The organism is Gottfriedia solisilvae (genome assembly GCF_002128405.1).
Lineage (GTDB): Bacteria > Bacillota > Bacilli > Bacillales > Bacillaceae_G > Gottfriedia > Gottfriedia solisilvae.
Genome location: NZ_NETJ01000002.1, coordinates 405,004 through 421,603, shown reverse-complemented (window position 1 = coordinate 421,603; position 16,600 = coordinate 405,004). Strand labels below are relative to the sequence as shown.

General features: G+C 33.9%; 16 protein-coding genes. 1 reads left to right on the top strand and 15 read right to left on the bottom strand.

Features of this window, described 5'->3' with window-relative positions; genetic code table 11:
• Positions 1-181 precede the first annotated feature (181 nt).
• From CAB05_RS06530 to CAB05_RS06505, 6 genes are all read right to left on the bottom strand, one after another.
• Positions 182-751 carry a dihydrofolate reductase family protein gene (locus tag CAB05_RS06530; protein WP_087999017.1) on the bottom strand — a complete coding sequence of 190 codons (570 nt, stop codon included), beginning with the start codon at positions 749-751 and terminating at the stop codon, positions 182-184.
• A 212-nt stretch (positions 752-963) separates the two neighbouring features.
• Positions 964-1,686 carry an amino acid ABC transporter ATP-binding protein gene (locus tag CAB05_RS06525; RefSeq protein WP_087999016.1) on the bottom strand — a complete coding sequence of 241 codons (723 nt, stop codon included), beginning with the start codon at positions 1,684-1,686 and terminating at the stop codon, positions 964-966.
• Positions 1,679-2,338: an amino acid ABC transporter permease gene (locus tag CAB05_RS06520; RefSeq protein WP_087999015.1), complete on the bottom strand. Its 660-nt coding sequence runs from the start codon at positions 2,336-2,338 to the stop codon at positions 1,679-1,681. Before CAB05_RS06520 ends, CAB05_RS06525 begins: the two co-directional genes overlap by 8 nt.
• Before the next feature lie 72 nt (positions 2,339-2,410).
• Positions 2,411-3,751 carry an aspartate aminotransferase family protein gene (locus tag CAB05_RS06515; protein WP_087999014.1) on the bottom strand — a complete coding sequence of 447 codons (1,341 nt, stop codon included), beginning with the start codon at positions 3,749-3,751 and terminating at the stop codon, positions 2,411-2,413.
• Between the two features lie 42 nt (positions 3,752-3,793).
• Positions 3,794-4,552, bottom strand: a complete 759-nt coding sequence (locus CAB05_RS06510; RefSeq protein WP_087999013.1) for a transporter substrate-binding domain-containing protein — start codon at positions 4,550-4,552, stop codon at positions 3,794-3,796.
• A 448-nt stretch (positions 4,553-5,000) separates the two neighbouring features.
• Positions 5,001-5,498 (bottom strand): NUDIX hydrolase, encoded by a 498-nt coding sequence (locus tag CAB05_RS06505; RefSeq protein WP_268876386.1) that lies wholly within the window; start codon positions 5,496-5,498, stop codon positions 5,001-5,003.
• 137 nt (positions 5,499-5,635) lie between these two features.
• On the opposite strand from CAB05_RS06505, the gene CAB05_RS06500 reads away from it, so the two are divergent.
• A complete protein-coding gene (locus CAB05_RS06500; RefSeq protein WP_087999011.1) occupies positions 5,636-5,830 on the top strand; it encodes a hypothetical protein in 195 nt (64 codons plus the stop codon).
• 56 nt (positions 5,831-5,886) lie between these two features.
• Here CAB05_RS06500 and CAB05_RS06495 read toward each other — a convergent pair whose 3' ends face one another.
• From CAB05_RS06495 to CAB05_RS06455, 9 genes are all read right to left on the bottom strand, one after another.
• The gene (locus tag CAB05_RS06495; protein ID WP_087999010.1) at positions 5,887-6,324 is read right to left on the bottom strand and encodes a BrxA/BrxB family bacilliredoxin; all 438 of its coding nucleotides are present in this window, start codon (positions 6,322-6,324) and stop codon (positions 5,887-5,889) included.
• Between the two features lie 78 nt (positions 6,325-6,402).
• Entirely contained in the window at positions 6,403-7,389 is a 987-nt protein-coding gene (gene meaB / locus CAB05_RS06490) for a methylmalonyl Co-A mutase-associated GTPase MeaB (protein ID WP_087999009.1), read from the bottom strand.
• A gap of 4 nt (positions 7,390-7,393) precedes the next feature.
• A complete protein-coding gene (gene scpA / locus CAB05_RS06485; RefSeq protein WP_371870390.1) occupies positions 7,394-9,415 on the bottom strand; it encodes a methylmalonyl-CoA mutase in 2,022 nt (673 codons plus the stop codon).
• A 29-nt stretch (positions 9,416-9,444) separates the two neighbouring features.
• On the bottom strand, positions 9,445-10,734 hold the full coding sequence (locus CAB05_RS06480) for a methylmalonyl-CoA mutase family protein (protein WP_087999007.1): 1,290 nt from the start codon (positions 10,732-10,734) through the stop codon (positions 9,445-9,447).
• Between the two features lie 279 nt (positions 10,735-11,013).
• Positions 11,014-12,264, bottom strand: coding sequence for an MDR family MFS transporter (locus CAB05_RS06475; protein ID WP_087999006.1), 1,251 nt, complete (start codon positions 12,262-12,264; stop codon positions 11,014-11,016).
• A gap of 276 nt (positions 12,265-12,540) precedes the next feature.
• Positions 12,541-13,026: a GNAT family N-acetyltransferase gene (locus CAB05_RS06470; protein WP_087999005.1), complete on the bottom strand. Its 486-nt coding sequence runs from the start codon at positions 13,024-13,026 to the stop codon at positions 12,541-12,543.
• Positions 13,027-13,159: 133 nt separating this feature from the next.
• Entirely contained in the window at positions 13,160-14,497 is a 1,338-nt protein-coding gene (locus CAB05_RS06465) for a dihydrolipoamide acetyltransferase family protein (RefSeq protein ID WP_087999004.1), read from the bottom strand.
• A 31-nt stretch (positions 14,498-14,528) separates the two neighbouring features.
• Entirely contained in the window at positions 14,529-15,512 is a 984-nt protein-coding gene (locus CAB05_RS06460; protein ID WP_087999003.1) for an alpha-ketoacid dehydrogenase subunit beta, read from the bottom strand.
• Between the two features lie 16 nt (positions 15,513-15,528).
• Positions 15,529-16,536 (bottom strand): thiamine pyrophosphate-dependent dehydrogenase E1 component subunit alpha, encoded by a 1,008-nt coding sequence (locus tag CAB05_RS06455; protein ID WP_087999002.1) that lies wholly within the window; start codon positions 16,534-16,536, stop codon positions 15,529-15,531.
• Between the last annotated feature and the right edge of the window lie 64 nt (positions 16,537-16,600).

Genomic DNA, 16,600 nt, shown 5'->3' with positions numbered 1-16,600 from the left:
ACTTCTAAGAGTGTATATTTTAACTAAAAAAATTACTCGAATTCTTTCGAGTTGTTATCATGAATGATTTCAAAACGGATATATAAGCAACCAAAAATAAAAGGGAAAACCAATTAGGTTCCCCTTTCTTAAGTAATTTCTATTCATAGTTATTTTGACGTTTTCATTGGAATAGATTAATTTATTCATTTCGATCCAAATGATAGATTAGCTGCACTACACCAGAAGAGAATGTTCGTGTATTCACCATTTTTAAATTCACTCTTTTGTTTATATCAATAAACATCGGTTTTCCTTCTCCCAAAATAACAGGGTGAACAGATAATCTAAATTCATCTACTAGCCCTAAATTAATAAAAGTTGTAATGAGACTTGCGCCACCATATAACCAAATGTCTTTACCAGGTTTACTCTTCAATTTAATTATTTCTTCAAGAATATTTTCAGTGATATATTTTGCTTGATGATCCTCTTTTTTTGATCTGGAAAACACATACTTTTCCTTACTATGAACCAATTTCCACATTTCTTTTTCAGTATCTGAGTCTTTCGGTTGTGGCGTATATTGTCCCCATAAATCATAGCTTTTTCTCCCATATAAAATCGTATCTATTTCATTCAAAAAATCAGTGAAACCCATTTCTGGGTCCATAATGCACCAATCAATTTCACCATTTTCCCCTTCAATAAAACCATCTAATGTAACTGCTAAATCTAAAATGATTCTTCTCTGTTTTACATTTTCAGTCATTCTTTTTACTCCTTTTTTCACTCATATTTGTTTCTTCTATTCCGTTTTTAATAAATTCTTAAATAAATCGCATTCTATTAAAAGTCTATTATTCCAAATGTTATTATACAGTTATTTAAGTTTGAAAAATAATAAATTCATTAAAAAAAGGCAACCAATTAATAAGTTAATTAGTTACCTTTTCATAAGTTTTTTTAAGTTTTATCTTAAACTTATAATATTTTTTCTAAAAACAGCTTAGCTCGATCTGTTTTTGGTTTTGTAAATAGTTCAATTGGTGTAGCATCTTCCACTAATTTTCCTTCATCTAAGAAAAGAATACGGTCTGCCACTTCTTTCGCAAATCCCATCTCATGCGTTACGATCACCATAGTCATACCAGTATGAGCTAATGATTTCATTACTTCTAGAACTTCTTTAACCATTTCAGGGTCTAATGCTGATGTTGGTTCATCAAATAGCATTACTTTCGGTTCCATTGCAAGTGCTCTAGCAATTGCAACACGTTGTTTTTGCCCACCAGATAATTTCGGTGGATAAACCCCAGCCTTTTCACTTAGACCAACTTTTAAAAGTAATTCTTTCGCAATTTCTTCAGCTTTACTTTTGCTGATGCCTTTAACATTTATCGGTGCATACGTAATATTTTCTAAAACCGTCATATGAGGGAAAAGGTGGAAATGTTGAAATACCATTCCTACATCTTCTCTAATTTTCATTATATTACTTTTAGGGTTTGTAATTTCCACATTATCCATCCAAATTTGACCAGATGTAGGTGATTCTAATAAATTCATACATCTTAAAAATGTAGATTTACCCGAACCCGAGGGTCCAATTACAGCCACAACTGACCCCTCTTCAATTGTAGTCGTAATACCTTTTAATACATTCACATTGCCAAAGCTTTTATATAAATCATTAATTTTAATCATTTGTACGTAATCTCCTTTCAACTGCTTTACCTAGGAGTGTTAATAGCATAATTAAAACATAGTATACCCCTGCTACGAAGATTAATGGTTCCATGTAAGAATACGATTCTCCACCAACTAAATAAGCTCTACGCATTAAATCGGACGCACCAATTACGGTTACCATTGCTGATTCTTTCGTTAACGTTATAAATTCATTCATTAGTGCTGGTAAAATATTTTTAAATGCCTGCGGTAAAATGATTTTTGACATCATTTTGCGATACGGAATTCCAAGAGCAGAAGCTGCTTCTTGTTGACCTTTATCAACTGCTTGGATCCCAGCACGGATTACTTCCGAGACATATGCACCCGAATTCAACCCAAAGGCTAAAACTGCTGCTGGAAATTGTTCTATTTCAAAACCAATTATTTGTGGAAGACCAAAATATATAATCATTAATTGTAAAACCATTGGCGTACCACGGAAGATTGATGTATAAAAATCTGCAATTAATACTAACCATTTAGAACGACTAATTTTCATTAATGCAAGAAGAATTGCTAAAACTAAACCTAATAAAATTGAACATACAACAACTAGTATGGTTAATTTTAATCCAGCTAAGATATACGGGATCGAAGGAACGATTTGCGAGAAATCTAAGTTCATATATTAGTACTCCTTTATTTTTTCGACTTTTATTACTGTTCGTTTTTGTAAATTTAGATAAAAAGCACTGGTTTAGAAACCAATGCCTTTTGTTTCAAATAATTCATAGCCAATTGATTGCTCATATTCAGTTAGTGCTTCATCTAGGATGTTTAGCCCATCATCAATTTGACCTTTTGTTACTGTTAAAGGTGGGATCATTCTAATCACTTCGCTGTTATTTCCGCAGAAATAGAATAAAACTCCTTTTTCTAAAGCGATATCAAGAATTTTAAATAAGCCATCCCCATTCGGTTCTTTTGTTGATGGATTGATGATTTCAATCCCGATCATTAAACCGATTGAACGAATATCTCCAATTACTGGGTGCTTTTTCTTTAACTCATGCAATTTCTCAACAGCATAAGCCCCAACCTCTTTTGTATTTTCTAATAATTTTTCTTCTTTAATAATTTCTAGTACAGCAAGTGCAGCCGAGCATGCAATTGGATTTCCACCAAAAGTTGTCCCATGACTACCTAGTGGCCACTGTTTCATTAATTCATTAGATGCCACAGTCGCACTTAACGGGATCCCGTTTGCAATCCCTTTAGCAATTGCCATAATATCAGGTGTTACATCAAATGTATGAGCTGCAAACCAATTACCTGTACGACCAAATCCAGTCTGTACTTCATCGAATATTAATAAAATATCGTGTTGATCACAGATTTCACGGATCTTTTTCAACCATGCTTTAGGAGGAACCACATATCCGCCTTCTCCTAATACAGGTTCTACAATTACTGCTGCAACTTCTTCTGGTGTTACTTGATGATTAAATAGTCTTTTAAAATCTTTTTCTAAACGATCTACAACAAATATTTCTTCATCCATTCCTTCAGGACATTCTGAAACATTTGCATATGGAATCTGGTATGAACCAGAAGGATTTAGAAATTTACGATATTTACTTTTTGAAGTCGTGACACTTAATGCCCCCATTGAACGACCGTGAAAACAACCAATAAATGAAACGACATACGGGCGCTTTGTCGCGTGTTTGGCTAATTTTATAGCTCCTTCAATTGCTTCTGTACCACTATTACCAAAGAAGAATGTATCTAAGTCTCCTGGTAGTATTTCTGCTAATTGATCAGCTAATTTTAAAATAGATTCATAGATTATAACGCCTGATGGTCCATGCGCTAATGAATCTGCTCCATCTTTTATAGCCTGTACTACTTTTGGGTGACGGTGTCCAACATTTGTAGTTGCAATACCAGAAGTAAAATCTAAATATTGCTTCCCATCAACACCGTAGTAGTAACAACCTTCTTCTTTAACAACTGGTAAATTTGGGTGATCTTTCGCCATACTAGGCGCTAAGCGTAAAGGCATTTTTTCAAGTAAGTGACTCCAATCTTTCTCCATCAAATCATTCCCCCTGATCTAAACGAATCCTTCTTAAGACGTTTATTTAAGATCCCCAAACCATTTTTTAATTAATTTATCTACTGTTCCATCTTCTTTTAATTCTGCTAATGCTTTATCAAATTTAGCTGTTAACTTAGAATCCTTTGGAAATGCAACTGCTGAACCAGATTGCTCAAAGAAATCTTCAATTAGTAAGCCTTCCATCGTATCAAGTTTATCTAAATAACCTTTTGCAACTGTTTGTTCAATAATCACTGCATCAAATCGACCAGCTTTTAATTCTTCTACCATTTCTGGAATTCTGTTTCGATTTTCTACTTTAAATCCAGCAGTTTTTGAAACTTCAATAGCTTTAGTCTCTTGGATTGATGCAGCTTGTACACCAACTGTTTTTCCTTTTAAATCTGCTAGAGTCTTAATATTAGAATCTTTATTTACTACAACTTGGTTTTGGTCAATAAAATATGAATCTGTAAAATCTGCTTTTTTCGCACGTTTTGGTGTTTCTTTCATTCCAGCCATAATAAAGTCTACTTTATCAGCATTCATTGCAGTAATAAGTGAGCCAAAATCAATATCTTTCACTTTAATTTCATATCCAGTTTTTTTACCTAACTCTTTTGCTAAATCAATATCAAAACCAATAATATCGTCATTCTTTGTATCGATAAACTCATATGGCTTGTAGTCAGCACTTGTTCCTAAAATTAATGTTTTGTCATCAGATTTACTATTACATGCCGATAACATTCCGATTGATAATACTGTTGCAGATAAGACTCCGATTAATTTTTTCATTACTGTTTCCCCCTTAATTTTTGAAAAATTCTAACTACTAATCTTTATTATCATGATTAAATTTAGATTAAACAACTAGTTTTTTTCGATGAATAATTATTTTATAAAATGAATTTTAACACATACTAATAATTATGCAAACACAATTTTATATTTTTCGACAAAATATCTTCACAAACACTTATGTACCAACGAAATTATATAAAAATATTTTATTTGCACATTCACTATTTTTATATATTTATACAAAACTAGTGAATAACCGCGATATAACTCACTTAATTTTATTTGATAACTTTTTTTCGACAAATACTGCAAATTCCCAGTGAGAATCAATATTATTCAAGAAAAACCCTATAAATAAAGCGTTTTCATTCATATACACAAAAAAAGCGCCATTTTTTAAATGGCACCCACTTCAAAATGTGTATAATATTCAACTCATAAATTATTTCATCATACTAATTTGTTCTTTAACAACGACATCTACTACTCTAGATCCTTCATAATAAAAAGCATGATGATACTTTTTATCGTCATTTAATAGTATAGGAAGAAAATATGGTATACACTCTCCAACACCTTCATTTTGCTTGTCTGTTACCCAATCTATCCTCTTCCAGTCTAATATACCTTCATCTGTTTTGATTGGTGTATTGTAATACAGATCTTCAGCAACATCAGCTTTGAAAATATACATCCCACCAAAAACATGATCTTTTTCCTGCCATGTGACTAATCCTTTATGTGTAATTTGATCTAATTCTATGAATAATCCAGTTTCTTCTAATATCTCCCTTTGTACCGATTCTTCTATTGTTTCATTTATTTCAATTTTCCCTCCAACCCCATTCCAGATTCCCATTGTTGGGGCTTTGAATCTATTTAACATTAATAATTCCGATTTACGCTGTATAAAACATAATGTATATTTCAAAATTGACACGAGCCTTTCAATGATTAGTTTGGTTCTTTTCCACTTATTATGGCATAATTTGCTATTAATTTGTCAGCTAAATTAACTTTACTAATTATTTAGAATATTTTAAAATTTATTATATAAATGAAATTGGAGGGGTATAAGTGGACCAATCAAATGTAATTGATTTAAATCAATATCGAAAATTACGCAAACACAGAATAGGCTCCTTTGCATTTCGAGCAGAACATGATGAATCAGTTCATATTGATGCACTTATGCTTCTAATCGTTACATGTTCAATTGGAATCATTTCTTTTTTTCTTATATTTTATATTATCTTCAATTTTTTCAATTAAAAAATCTAAAATACATAAAAAAGTACAAAATGCTGAGCATTTTGTACTTTTTTTTTTTAGATTTGTTCGCAGTATTGATCAAAATAGTTTTGAAGTTTTTGAATAACTTGCATTGGATCATGTCCTTCAATTTCATGACGTTCTACCATTGCAACTAGTTCACCGTCTTTTAATAAAGCAAATGAAGGTGATGATGGCGCTTTACCTGTGAAATATTCACGAGCTTTTGCTGTTGCTTCTTTATCTTGCCCTGCAAATACCGTAACAAGTTGATCAGGTCTTGCGTCATAATGAACAGCATGAGAAGCAGCAGGACGTGCAATCCCTCCAGCACAACCACAAACTGAGTTTACCATAACCAAAGTTGTTCCCTTTTTAGCAAGAGCTTCATCTACTTCTTCTGGTGTTTTTAATTCTGTATACCCAGCTGCTGAAATTTCTTGACGCGCTGTATGAACAACATCATTCATAAAAAAATTAAAATTCATATTCATATTTATCTACCCCTTATATACCTTTTCTTCATCTTACCAATTGATCGTCTCTTTATTCAAGCTTTTGAACTCGAATATTTATTCGTTAAAGGAATGAATGATCTTTACAACGGCATCTTGCATATCAATTCCTTTATTCATAAATTCTTCTTCACATTCCATTAGTTTTGTTTTAACATTTTCATTATTAAAAAATGATCGAATGACTCGATCTTTTACAGAACGATGAAACCATTTTCTATTTTGTTGACCTCTTAGATCAAAATGATAACTATTTATATTCATCAATTCTAAAAACAAATTGGTCTTTTGTAAAAATTCGCTCATGCCTAGACCGGATTCCGTCGAAGTGGGCATAACTACCTGTTTCCAGTTAGGCGTTGGTGAAGAGACAAGTTTCATCGTCTGTTTCATTAATGAGGCTGTATACTTCGAAAGTTCGATTAACTCCCCATCACATTTATTAATAATAACAAAGTCGACAAGTTCTAGTATGCCTCTTTTAATGCCTTGTAAATCATCGCCACCTCTAGCCAATGTTAATAAGACCATACAATCAACGTGCTCTCTAATATTTCCTTCGCTTTGACCGATTCCTACTGTTTCAATTAATGTATAATCAAACCCAGCAGCTTCACATAATAGTATTGTTTCATACGTATTAGCATGTACCCCACCAATTGTCCCGTTCGATGCAGAAGGTCTTATAAATGCAAGTGGATGATGTAATAATTCCGTCATTCGAGTCGAGTCTCCAAGTATGCTCCCACCGGTAACTGGACTACTTGGATCAATTGCTAAAACGGCAACTTTTTTACCAGACTCACATAAATCTTTACCGAAATATTCTATAAATGAACTTTTACCGGCTCCAGGTATTCCAGTAAAACCGATTCGAAAACTATTTCCTGTATACGGTAAAATTTTACCAATCAATTCATTTACAAACATTTTATCTTCAGACTTTTGACTTTCAACTAAAGTAATCGTTCTTGCAAGAGTTGACAGATCGCCAGAAAGAATCCGATTAATCGTTTCTTGAATAGATAATCGCCTTCCATTCATTTGATTAATCCTCTTTAGATAAACAGAGTAGAATCTTTTCTGCAGCTTCGGTTAATACTGTTCCTGGCCCAAAAATCGCACTTGCGCCATTATTTAATAAGAAATCATAATCCTTTTCTGGAACAACTCCACCTACAAAAATCGTCATATCATCTCTTCCTAATTTTTTTAATTCATCTCTTAAAAGTGGCAATAATTCTTTATGCCCTCCAGCAAGAGAGCTCATCGCAACACAATGAACGTCAAATAAAACGGCTGCTTTTGCCACCTCTGCAGGCGTTTGGAAAAGTGGACCAACATCCACATCAAATCCAAAATCGGCATACGCAGAAGCTACTACTTTAATCCCACGATCGTGACCATCCTGACCAATCTTTGCCATAAATATCCTTGGTCGGCGCCCTTCTTTTTCTGTAAAGTCCCTTACTAAATTTTGAATACGCTTTACTTCATCTTCGTTTTTATGCACAGACGAGTACACCCCTGTCACAGTCTCAACCTTCGCAATATGTCTTGGCGCATATTTTTCAATCGAAGTAGATATTTCACCTAGCGTCGCACGTACCTTTGCACATTGTATAGCGATTTCAAGTAAATTTCCTTCTCCCGTTTTTACACAGTTTTCTAATGTTTCTAGCCAGTATTGAACCTCTTTAGTATTCCTGCTTTCTTTCAATTGTTTTAATTGATCTAGTTGCTGTTCTCTTACTTCATTGGCATTAACCGACAGTACATCTTCAATTTCTTCCTCATCTATACTAAATCGGTTCACACCGATAATGACATCTTCTCCACTATCTATTTTCGCTTGTTTTGCGATCGCAGCTTCTTCTATTCTCATTTTCGGAATCCCTTTTTCGATCGCTTGTACCATACCGCCCAATTCTTCTATCTCTTTCATATATACCCATGCTTTTTGAACTAATTCATATGTTAACTCTTCTATTTTATTTGAACCGCCAAATGGGTCAACGACATTAGTCAGACCACATTCATGTTGTAAAATTAATTGTGTATTTCTTGCGATTGAAGCCGAATTCGGAGTTGGAAGAGCAATTGCTTCATCAAAGGCATTTGTATGTAATGATTGTGTTTGTCCGAATACCGCAGCGAGTGCTTCAATTGTTGTTCTTGCAATATTGTTCATCGGATCTTGTTTTGTTAAACTCCATCCAGAAGTTTGGCAATGTGCTCTAAGCATATAACTCTTTTTATTTTTCGGATTAAATTGGAGCATCATTTGTGCCCAAAGAAGTCGCCCCGCTCTTAATTTAGCAATTTCTGTTACAAAATCCATTCCAATTCCCCAAAAAAATGATAATCGTGGAGCAAACTCATCAACAGTTAAACCTGCTTCTAATCCAGTTTTTACATACTCTATACCGTTTAAGATTGTATAAGCCAGCTCTATTTCAGTTGACGCTCCTGCTTCTTGCATATGATAACCAGAAATGCTAATTGGGTTAAATTTTGGCATGTTTTTTGAGCAATACGAAAATATATCACCGATTATTCGCATTGACATTTTTGGAGCATATATATATGTGTTTCTTACCATATATTCTTTGAGTATGTCATTTTGAATCGTACCAGTTAGTTTAGCTGTATCTACCCCTTGCTCATTTGCTGCAACAATATAAAACGCTAAAATTGGGAGTACTGCGCCATTCATTGTCATTGATACAGAAATATCTTGTAATGGAATTCCGTCAAACAGTATTTTCATATCCTCTACTGAGTCAATAGCCACTCCTGCTTTACCAACATCACCAACAACTCGATCGTGATCAGAATCATATCCTCTATGAGTTGGTAAATCGAAAGCAACTGACAAACCTTTTTGACCTTTTGCTAAATTTTGTTTATAAAAAGCATTACTTTCTTTTGCTGTTGAAAATCCTGCATATTGTCTAATTGTCCAAGGTTGTGTAACATACATTAATGGATAAGGTCCTCTTACAAATGGAACTTGACCAGGATAGGATTTTGGAATATTCATTTCTAGATGTAGATTAGGTGTCGCCATGGAAAAAGGTTTCTTATTAAAGGTCTTTCTCATTTTTGCACCTCGATCTTCATTAATTCATTAATTAAATTTGGTAAATGGGTTATTTCAGACATAGAATATTGATCCTCATCACTAACTTCTTCAACTACTCTTACTAATTTCTTCTTTGGATTCATTAATTGAAAAAAATTCACTTTCTTTTCATCACCAGCGATAAATAATACATCAGCATCAATTTTATTTTTTAATCCGATGGAGTGTAACGTAAAAAGAATATTTTTCATAAGGTCTTCTTCCTGTTCACTTGCTCCTTCAAGAATCAAACAATCCCAGCTTGCATTTGCTAGTTGATGGCATTTTTCAATCCAATTACTAAAATGATAGATTTCTGGTTCATGATCCAATTCGTCTTGATCTTTTTCATTATATTTATTCGGTTCATGTCTTCGGTACGAATTTAAACCTACAAGTTTCACATCACCTAGCATCATTTTTTCAATCGATTTCTCCCTTTCGACCGCAATCTCTTTATCTAGTTCTCCAGTTTCAATATATTCTTTATAGCCACCATTGCTTTCGACTTGTAAAAAGAGATCCCAGGCACCGACACAAAGTTCATGTGTTAATTCCTCCAAATAATAGCAACCCTTCACAATATTACCGAATTCTTTTAATTTACTTTCATAGTTCAATAAATGAAAAATATTTTCTGACCATCTCTTAGCATCATCTGTATTCTCATACGGAATCAATTCTATGAAATTAGCCTCGCCAATCATACCAGCAATCACTTCTACTGTTTTTCTAATTAAATTTAATTGAGGTTCTTCTTTCGTAATCGTTCTTGTCGAAGTCACAGCTTTAATCGGTATGTCAAATTCCATATGCTCTTCAGTAATAAACTCTCTTAAGATAGTTGGGAGTAGCAAACGGAAAACTTGTAATTTTGAAATAGAGCCGAAAAAATCTGTATCAATATAAACCTCTAATTGTAACTCCTTGATAAATTTTTCTAATTCATTCTTTTCTTTTGAATGTAAAATATCTGATAATAGTGCTAATGTATAACCAATTTCTTGAATCAAGCTTGCACCTTTTTGATGAAATTCCTTCGTAGATACTAAATGTTGATTATCATTTTTTTCTTCTATTAATTGAACTTTTTTCGTGTCATTTATGATAGATAATATATTATGTTGATTCTCATAATATAGTGGCTTAATCGTGATTTGAGTATATAGTTCCTTAACATAACATTCTAAGTCCATTGGAATTGACTTGATCCAGTCAGAAGCAGTAGCTTGAAATAAATTTGAATTTAATAGGAGTTTGTCCACTTTAGTCCCTCCAGTACAGTGTTTATTACCATATGTATGAAGGTACACACCAAAGCAGACTAGAAAGGATAAAATTGAAATAAAAAAAACCGCTATTAATAGCGGTTTCAAACTAGTCACAAACGCTCGCCTTCTTCGTTGTATCTTCTACTTACGATGTTCATTACCGTTTAAGGTAACTCATCATCACGCTTCAAACAACGAAGGAGAAACGTTTTTACGTTTTCAATCAGTTTCTCGATTTATTTTCACACTAAGACAAACTCTATTTAAATCGCTTTAAGAATTAACTGTTAATTTCGCACCACTTTGCATTTCGACTTTTTTTCTTTTTTGAAAAAGTCTATTCACAAATAACATCATAGGAAAGCTAAAAAATGCGATTATACTAATTAAAATAAATGCATATCCACCTTTTTCATATCCAAAATAGGATAATAAACTTCCCCCTAATGCTGGACCAAATACGAAACCAAACTTCGAAAAGCCCATTGCACCAAAGTAAGTTCCTTTTAATTCTTCTGGCGCAAGTTGATCTACAAATACATCAGTAAAGGTAAAAGCAAATATTTCTCCGATTGTAAAAACAATCATGACAATTGCTAAAAGGTAAAAATTCGTAAATATGCCAAATCCAGCGACTGATAAACTGACGATGATATTCCCAATCATCATTGATACAGTTGGTGGAAAATTTTTCATTCGACTTACAATTGGAAACTGTAATAAAACGACTGTTACAGCATTAATTGTTGTTAAGTAAGCATAAAGCTTAATTCCTTCATGAAATTGTGGTGCATTTGCAAAGTATTGAGACATTGTAGAGAAACTTTGTGAATATCCAAGTCCGTAAATACAAATAGTCAGTATAGTCAATGCAAAAACAACATCTTTACGTAAAATCGATAAAGATTCTTTCATAGAAACCTTTTGTCCACTTGAAGAAGATTGATCTTCACCAATCTTGTATTTCGATAGCATGTAAAATAAAGTGATTCCATAGAAGAAATAAACAATACCTGATAAAACAAATGGTAATGTGCTATGCGAACTACCAAGATATAACCCAACTAAAGGTCCTACTGCTACACCAACATTAATAGCAGCATATCTTAAATTAAATACTAGAAGCTTTGATTTTTCATCTGTTAAATCTGAAAGTAAGGCCCTTGAAGATGGTTCAAAGAAAGATGAGCATATATTTAGAATTGAATTGAGGATAAAAAACCAACCAAAACTATCTCCTAATCCAAATCCTATCAAGGTCAGAGACCAAAGAAAAATACTGGTAAGTAGAATCTTCTTTCGTCCTATTCTATCTGAAAGAGATCCTCCTATGAAGCTAAAAAACACGCCTAAAAATGCAGATACCGTTAACATAATTCCAACCATTGCTGGAGAAATATGCTTTTCTGAAGTTAAGTATATCGCCAAGAATGGCATACTCACTGTACTAGCAAAACGTACAAATAATGTTCCTATCACGATATTCCAAGCAACTGGATGTACCGCTGATAAATTTTTAAACATCTTATTCCCCCCTATCCCTAAGATGTCACATATTTTAAAATTATCTTACAAATGTTAAGTTTTATCAAGTTTTTTAGACTAATTAGTCATTTTTAAATTTGACCCCTTGTAAGGACAATCCATCAACCCATCACGCTATTTACTCTCTATTGAGATGAATAAAAAAGATCTTAAGAATCGAAAGCCAATAAAAAATAGCAACCAATTAAACGTTAATTAGTTGCCATTATGTATGTTATTCTATTTATCACACTTTGCTAAATAAGTTAGTGTCTTTTATGAATTATTTTTTTCACTTAACTTCATTTGTCTATACATATTGTCTTTAAAGATCCCCATAAAACGATTTGAACTATTATCGATCACTTCAAATCCATATTTATTGTATAAAGTATGCGCATCCTTTGTCCCTAACATAAATACTCTCACTGTTGTTAGCTTCTCATACTTCATTATTTCTTCCATTAACCACTTTGATAAACCTAAGTTTCTATAATCTGGTAATACAAATACATCCGCTAAATAGGCAAATGTTACGCCATCAGATATAACTCGAGCAAACCCGACTTGGCGTGAATTGGTACTACTCGGCTCACCAGCATAGATACCAAAGCAAAAAGATCCCTCTATGAATCTTTCAACAAATTCATATGGAATATCATTTGCCCAATATGAATCATGATCTAAAAATTGGTGAATAACACCTTTGTCTAAATATTCTTTATTAGTAGATATATAAAAGCCATTTTTTTCAGCAAGCATTTGTATCACTCCTCTTAAAACCTTTTATTCAGAATAATATAATTATACAAATTATTCTATTATTTAGAATCAAATATAGAATAATCATTGCATACAAAAAAACCTTACTTCTAATTAGAAGTAAGGTCTACTCTTAATATACGCTTGTATTTTCTTTTGTTGTATTTTCTAGGATTTCTTTAACTCTTCCTAAGAATTTACCACAAATAAATCCATCAAGTACTCTGTGGTCAAGTGATAAGCATAAATTAACCATATCACGTACACCAATCATGCCATTTACAACAGCAGGACGTTTTACGATGCTTTCAATTTGAAGAATCGCTGCTTGTGGATAGTTAATAATACCAGCACTTTGTACACTTCCAAATGAACCAGTATTATTTACAGTAAACGTTCCACCTTGCATTTCTTCAGATTTCAACTTACCTGTACGTACTTTTTGTGCAAGCTCAGTAATTTCACGAGCAATGCCTTTAATTGTCTTCTCATCAGCATTTTTAATTACTGGAACAAATAATGCATCATCAGTAGCTACTGCGATCGATAAGTTAATATCTTTCTTTTGAATGATTTTGTCTCCAGCCCACATTGAGTTAATTTGTGGATATTCTTTTAATGCTTGCGCAACTGCTTTTACGAAGAATGCAAAGAAAGTTAATGGGAAGCCTTCTTTTTGTTTAAATGAATCCTTCAAGCTATTACGGTAATTAACTAAGTTTGTTACATCAACTTCAATCATCATCCAAGCATGTGGTGCCTCATGCTTACTGCGAAGCATATTAGCAGCAATTGCTTTACGTACGCCTGTAACAGGAATTTCGATATCTCCTACTGCAGAAGTAACTGGAACTGAAGGAGCAGCTGGTGTTTTTGCAACTTCAACTGAAGGAGCAGTCGCTTGTTGTGCAGCCGGCTGTGAAACAACTTCAACTGAAACAGCTGGTGCAGCAGGCGCAGCTGGAACTCCGTTTGCAATTGCATTTAAAACGTCTTTACGTGTTACACGCCCATTTGTACCTGTTCCAGGTATTAATGATAAATCTAAATCGTTTTCTTGCGCTAAACGAAGGACAGCTGGAGAGAATCGAACTTTTCCAGACTCATCAGTTTTAGCAATTTCTCTAACTGGTGCTTTTTCAGGAGTTTGTGCTACTGGTGCAACTACTGGTGCCGGTGCTTCAGCTGTTTTTACCTCTTCTACTGTTGTAGCAGCAACTTCACTTGTTGCCCCCTCAACTTCGATTGTACAAATGATTTCACCAACAGCTAAGGTTTCACCTTCACCTGCGATTAACTCTTTGATTACGCCAGTAAATGAAGATGGTACTTCCGCATTTACTTTATCAGTCATTACTTCAGCTAATGGATCGTATTTATTTACACGATCTCCTACTTTTACTAACCAAGTACTAATCGTACCTTCCGTAACACTTTCACCTAATTGAGGCATTTTAATATTTTCGATCATAGGTCATGTCCCCCTTTTCAAAGCAGTGTGGTTAAAATGCTGCAAGCTCTCTTGCTGCTTTTTCAACTTTATCTGGATTTACCATAAAGAATTTTTCCATAGTAGGTGAATATGGCATAGCTGGAACATCTGGACCAGCAAGTCGTGCGATTGGCGCGTCTAGGTCAAATAAGCAATGTTCAGCAATGATCGCTGCAACTTCACTCATGATGCTTCCTTCTTTATTATCTTCAGTCACTAATAAAACTTTACCTGTTTTAGATGCAGCTTCGATAATTGATTCTTTATCTAATGGGTAAATTGTTCTTAAATCTAAAACGTGAACTGAAATGCCATCTTGTGCAAGTTTTTCAGCTGCTTGAAGTGCAAAATGTACACATAAACCGTAAGTAATGATTGTGATATCATCACCTTCACGTTTAACATCAGCTTTACCGATTGGTAAAACGTAATCAGTTTCAGGAACTTCACCTTTAATTAAGCGATATGCACGTTTATGTTCAAAAAAGATAACTGGATCATTATCGCGAATTGCAGCTTTCAATAAACCTTTTACATCATAAGGAGTTGAAGGCATAACGATTTTTAAACCTGGTTGACCTGCAAATACTTTTTCAACTGATTGGGAATGATATAATGCACCGTGAACTCCACCACCATATGGTGCACGAATTGTGATTGGACAAGTCCAATCATTATTTGAACGATAACGGATTCTTGATGCTTCTGAAATAATTTGGTTGACTGCAGGCATAATGAAGTCAGCAAATTGCATTTCTGCAACTGGACGTAAGCCGTACATTGCCGCCCCAATACCAACACCCGCGATTGCAGATTCTGCAAGTGGTGTATCTAATACACGATCCTCACCAAATTGATCATATAGACCATGAGTCGCTTTGAATACTCCACCTTTTAATCCAACGTCTTCCCCTAATACAAATACCTTTGGATCGCGTTCCATTTCCTCTTTTAACGCTAATGTTACTGCATCTATATAAGAAATTACTGCCATATTGTCCTACCCCCTATTATTGTTCTTCGTAAACATACTTCAATGCGTGCTCTGCTGCAGCATATGGAGCGTTTTCTGCATAGTCTGTCGCTTCATCAACAATAGCTCTAATTTTTGAATCCATCGCATTTTCGATTTCTTCAGTTAGTACGCCAACTTCACGAAGATAAATAGCAAATGTATATAAGCAATCCTTACTTTTTGCCTCTTCTACTTCTTCACGAGAACGATAAATTCGATCATCATCATCACTTGAGTGAGCAGTTAAACGATAAGAAACTGCTTCAATTAATGTAGGTCCTTCACCACGACGAGCGCGATCTGCTGCTTCTTTTGTAACGCGGTATACTTCTAAAGGATCGTTTCCATCTACAGTAAATCCAGGCATACCGTAACCAATTGCACGATCAGAAACCTTTTCACAAGCTAATTGTTTCTCGATTGGTACTGAAATTGCATATTTATTATTTTCACACATGAAAATGACTGGTAACTTATGTACACCAGCAAAGTTAGCTCCTTCATGGAAATCACCTTGGTTAGAAGAACCTTCACCAAATGAAACCCAAGATACGATATCTTTACCTTCCATTTTTGCAGCTAATGAAACACCAACAGCATGTGGAACTTGAGTAGTAACTGGTGATGAACCTGTCACAATACGATTTTTCTTTTGTCCAAAATGTCCAGGCATTTGACGTCCACCTGAGTTTGGATCTTCTGCTTTTGCAAATCCTGATAACATTAATTCTTTTGCAGTCATACCAAATTGTAAAACTACACCCATATCACGGTAATATGGAAGAACATAGTCCTTTGAATTATCTAAAGCATAAGCCGCTCCAACTTGAGCTGCCTCTTGACCTTGACAAGAAATAACAAACGGAATTTTACCAGCACGATTTAATAACCACATACGCTCATCAATACGACGCGCTAATAGCATTGTTTCATACATGTTTAGCACATCATCATTTGATAAACCTAGTTGATCATGACGATTTGAAGCTGTAACCTTTTCCATAAACATCCCCCTAGCTTTGTTAGCCCCACGAATGGAAGCGATTGTAAAAATGTATTCAATAAAT